General features: G+C 68.9%; 3 protein-coding genes. All 3 read right to left on the reverse strand.

The annotated features are described in order from the left end of the window. A partial coding sequence (gene ctaD, locus H3O04_RS33750; protein WP_202589342.1) for a cytochrome c oxidase subunit I occupies positions 1 to 1,721 on the reverse strand: 1,721 nt, incomplete at its 3' end. Between the two features lie 13 nt (positions 1,722 to 1,734). After that, a complete protein-coding gene (gene coxB / locus H3O04_RS33755; protein WP_202589344.1) occupies positions 1,735 to 2,796 on the reverse strand; it encodes a cytochrome c oxidase subunit II in 1,062 nt (353 codons plus the stop codon). 286 nt (positions 2,797 to 3,082) lie between these two features. Continuing rightward, positions 3,083 to 4,918, reverse strand: coding sequence for a thiamine pyrophosphate-requiring protein (locus H3O04_RS33760; protein WP_202589343.1), 1,836 nt, complete (start codon positions 4,916 to 4,918; stop codon positions 3,083 to 3,085). Between the last annotated feature and the right edge of the window lie 229 nt (positions 4,919 to 5,147).

Consider the following 5,147-nt stretch of genomic DNA (forward strand, 5'->3'; position numbering starts at 1 on the left):
GGCGCGAGCCGGTAGCCGACCCGCAGGCTGGTGCGGGTCGGATCGTCGCGCGTTTCCCACAGCGGATGCCGCGACGCGACGAGCGGCAGCACCGCGAAGTTGTACACGGGCGTCGGCGACGCGACCGACCATTCGAGGCCGGCCGCGCCCCACGGATTCTCGCCGGCACGCACGCCGCGCCGCGCGCTCACCAGCGCGTTGACGACGAACATCACGATGCCGATCCCGAACACGAACGAGCCGATCGTCGTCAGCAGGTTCGACGTGTCCCAGCCCATCCCCGATGGATAGGTATAGATCCGGCGCGGCATCCCGAGCAGCCCGGAGATGTGCATCGGAAAGAAGCCGAGATTGAAGCCGACCAGCACGACCCAGAACGTCAGCTTGCCGAACCGCTCGTTCATCATCCGCCCGGTGAACTTCGGGAACCAGTACGCGACGCCGCCGAGCACCGGGAACACGTTGATGCCGAGCAGCACGTAATGCAGGTGCGCGACGACGAAGTACGTATCGGTGAGCTGCCAGTCGAGCGGCACGGCCGCGGTCATCACGCCCGACACGCCGCCGACCACGAACATCAGCACGAAGCCCGCGAAATACAGGAACGGCGTGCGGAACACGGGGCGGCCGGTCCAGATCGTCGCGATCCATGCGAACACCGCGACCGCGCTCGGGATCGAGATCAGCATGCTCGCGGCGCCGAAGAACGCGAGCGCGAGCGGCGCGATGCCCGTCGCGAACATGTGGTGGACCCACACCTCGAAGCCGATCAGCATCGTCGCCACGGTTGACACCGCGACGGCCTCGTACGCGACGAGCGGCCGCCGGCAGAAAGTCGGCAGCGCATCCGACACGATTCCCATCGCCGGCAGCACGACCACGTAGACCCACGGATGCGCGAACATCCAGAACAGGTGCTGCCACAGCAGCGGCCGGCCGCCGTGCGCGACGTCGAAGAAATGCGTGCCGGCATTGCGGTCGAGCCACAGCAGCAGGAACGCGAGGCTCACCGACGGCACCGCGACCAGGTTCGCGACCGACGCGGTCAGCGTGCCCCACACGATGATCGGCAGCCGGTCGATCGACATGCCGTGCGCGCGCATCCGCAGCAGCGTGACGACGAAGTTCGCGGCGCCGCCGGTCGTCGAGATGCCGAGCAGGATCATCCCGAGCGCGTAGATGTCGATGTTCGCGCCGGCGCTGTAGTCGAGCGACGTGAGCGGCACGTAGTTGAACCAGCCGCCGTCCGGCACCGCGCCGAGCGGAAAGCTCGCGTACAGGAACAGCCCCGCGAACAGGAACGACCAGTACGAGAACGCGTTCAGCCGCGGAAACGCCATGTCGCGCGAGCCGAGCATCAACGGCCACAGGTAGTTCGCGAAGCCGGACAGCACCGGCAGCGCGTACAGGAAGATCATCGTGACGCCGTGCATCGTGAACAGCGAATCGTATTGCGCGGGCGTGAGCACGGTCGCGTTCGGCCGCGCGAGCTGGATGCGCATCACGAGCGCCTCGACGCCGCCGAGCAGCAGGAACACGAACGCGGTGACGATGTAACGCAACCCGATGCGCTTGTGATCGACGGTGCCGAGCCAGCCGCGCCAGCCGGGTTCCGATTCCCACAGCTCGGCCAGCACGCGCTCGTGCGTGGAGCCGGGCGGCGCTTCGCCGAGATCGGGTACGCGGCTGAGCGGGGCGGGCGTGTCGCGGGCAATGGCCATCGGCGTCCTCGGTTCAGCGCAGCGTCGCGAGATACGCGGCGAGATCGTCGGCATCGCGCGGCGCGAGCGCGATCGACGGCATCAGCGACTGCGGCTTGACCTGCTGCGCATGCGCGATCCAGCGGCGCAGGTTGTCGGGGGTGTTGTCGAGCGTGCCGGCCGCGAGCAGCCGGCGCGTGCCGACGTGCGTGAGATCGGGGCCCGCGTCGCCCGCGGCATCGGTGCCGCGCACCGCGTGGCAGCCGGCGCAGCGTGCGGCGAATACGCGCTGGCCGCGGCGTTCGGCCCCGGCGCCTGCCGCGGGTGCCGGGGCCGGTTGGCGCTGCGCGGCGAGCCACGCATGAAACGCGGCCGGCGGCTCGGCCACGACTTCGAACGCCATGTGCGCATGCTGCGCGCCGCAGTATTGCGAGCACTGGCCGCGATAGATGCCTGGCCGGTCTGCCTGCAGCCATTGACGATTGGTCTGGCCGGGAATCGTCTGGGTCTTGCCGGCGAGTTGCGGCACCCAGAACGCGTGGATCACGTCGGCGCTCTTCAGTTCGATCGCGACGGGTTGGCCCACCGGAATATGAATCTCGTTCGCCGTGACGAAGCCCCGGCCGTTCGCATCGTCCGGATAACGCACGGCCCACCACCAGTCCTGCGCGGTCACGGTGATCGTCAGCGTGGGTGGACGCGGCGGCGCCGCGACCGCACCCAGCACGCGCAGCATGTACACGAGCGCGCCGAACAGCAGCAGGATCGAGATCGCGGTGCCGACGGTCACGATCGTCAGCCCGCTGCCGTAGCCGCCGCCCGCCTGCGCGCGACGACGAAACAGCGCGATCAGCAGCAGCACGGCGATCGCGACGCACACGAACGTGCACAGCGCGAGCAGCGCCCAGCCGAGCACGAAGACCGGCTGCGCGGCGGGGCCGGCCGCATGCACGACGTACGCGAGCGGCAGCGGCGCGGCAGGATTGCCTGGCGCCGCAGGCTCGGCGGCCGCGCGCGCGACGACCGGCACGACCGCCCACGCGAACGGTGCGATGCGTGTAATACGACGCGTTTTCCTGAACGGCGGAACGAGCAACACGACTCCTTGCCGCATTCGGCGGCGTGACGATAGCCGTTCGCGGCAGAGCAAATTTCGTGCGCGCGCCGCTCGTACGTATGCGGTCGTGAGGGGGCGGGACGGCGGGCACAACAGCCGGCGCGTTACAGCCGGCTTGTAAATCGAGCGGCGCATTTTTACGCGCCCGCGTGGCAAGCGGCAGGCCGTTTGCTGTGCCGATCGAGTTCCGGAACGACGCGACAGCGGCGGCGTGTCGGCCATCATCGCAAAAAGAATCGACCGTGCGTCGTGCCGTCCCGCGGCCTTACGATTCGCCTTTCCCTCCCTTGCCGCTCTTGCCGCCATGTTCGCCGTTGCCCGGCAGCACGGCCGACAACACCTGCCGCGCGGTCTCGACGATCACGTTGCCCTCGCGCGGGTCGCCTTTCACCAGCGTTTCGGCGAAATGCTTCGCCTGCTGCAGCGTCACGTGCGGCGGCAGCGGCGGCACTTCGGGGTCGCTCTTCACCTCGAGCACGACCGGCCGATCGGACGCGAGCGCTTCGTCCCACGCGGCGCCGAGCTGTTCCGGATCGTCGACGTAGATGCCCTTGAGGCCGAGCAGCGTCGCGAAGCGGTAGTACGGCACGTTCGGGATCTGCTGCGACGCGTCGAACTTCGGGTCGCCCTCCATCACGCGCTGCTCCCACGTGACCTGGTTCAGGTCCTCGTTGTTCAGCACCATGCAGATCCAGCGCGGGTCGGGCCACTGGCGCCAGTATTTCGCGACCGTGATCAGCTCGGCCATGTTGTTCATCTGCATCGCGCCGTCGCCGACCATCGCGATCACCGGGCGCACCGGGTACGCGAACTTCGCGGCGATCGCGTAGGGCACCGCGGCGCCCATCGACGCGAGCCCGCCGGACAGCGACCCCATCATCCCGCGCCGCATCATCAGGTCGCGTGCATACCAGTTCGCGCAGGAGCCCGAATCGCTCGTCAGGATCACGTCGTCGGGCAGGCGCGGCGACAGCTCGGTGAACGCGCGCTGCGGATTCACGCCGCGCCCCGCGCTGGCCTTCGCGGCCGCGCGCGCCGCGAGCGTGTCGTGCCAGTCATGGTTCCATTGCGCGATCCGGTCGCGCCACGCGGTGTCGCGCCGCTCGTTCAGCAGCGGCAGCAGCGCGCGCAGCGTCTCGGCGCTGTCGCCGACGAGGTTGATCTCCATCGGGTAACGCAGGCTCAGCATGTCGGCCTTCAGGTCGATCTGCACGCCGCGCGCCTGACCTTCCTTCGGCAGGAATTCCGAATAAGGAAAGCCGGAGCCGACGACCAGCAGCGTGTCGCATTCGGTCATCAGTTCGTAGCTCGGCTGGGTGCCGAGCAACCCGATCGAGCCGGTGACCCACGGCAGGTCGTCCGGCAGCGCGGCCTTCCCGAGCAGCGCTTTCGCGGCGCCCGCGCCGAGCCGGTCGGCTACCGCGATGACTTCGTCGGTCGCCTTCAGCGCGCCGGCGCCGACCAGCAGCGCGACTTTCGAGCCCGCATTGAGCACGTCGGCGGCGCGCCGCAGGTCGTCCGCATACGGCACGACTTTCGGTGCGGTGTAGCCGACGCCCGAATGCACGGTGCCGTGCGCGCGCTTCGGCGGCGCGTAATCGAGCTCCTGCAGGTCGTTCGGCAGCACGAGCGCGGTGACCGTGCGCGCACCGAGCGCCGTGCGTACCGCGCGGTCCACCAGATGGCGCACCTGGCCCGGCACCGTTGCAAGCTGAACGAATGCGCCTGCAACGTCTTTGAAAAGCGCCGGAAGATCCACCTCCTGCTGATAGTGGCCGCCGAGCGCCGCGCGCGCCTGCTGGCCGACGATCGCGAGCACCGGCATGTGATCGAGCCGCGCATCGTACAGGCCCGTCACGAGGTGCGCGGCGCCGGGCCCCGACGTCGCGACGCATACGCCCAGCTCGCCTGTAAATTTTGCATGCGCGGACGCCATGAAGGCCGCCATCTCCTCGTGGCGCGCCTGGATGAATTCGATCTTGCCGTCCGCGCGGTTCAGCGCGCCGAAAAAGCCGTTGATGCCGTCGCCCGGGTAGCCGTAGATGCGGCGCACGCCCCAGTCGTACAGCCGCTCGACGATGAAATCCGCCACTGTCGCCATGCCGTTTCTCCTTGGTTCGGGATGAGCCGATGGGAGGCAGCCGCGCAAGGCACATGCCGCGCCGCGTGCGTCGGGCATGGCGGTTGCACGCTGCATCCGCAAGCAAAAAAAGCAAGCTGACCGGAGCGCGGCGACGGTACGTTCCGTCGCGCCGGCGATCGATGACGTGCGCGTACCGCGTGCCGATCGACCTGCCCGCAGTCGCATGCGCGCTGGCAGTGAATCGCAT

This window comes from Burkholderia sp. KCJ3K979 (genome assembly GCF_016759955.1).
In the GTDB taxonomy this organism is placed as follows: domain Bacteria; phylum Pseudomonadota; class Gammaproteobacteria; order Burkholderiales; family Burkholderiaceae; genus Burkholderia; species Burkholderia orbicola.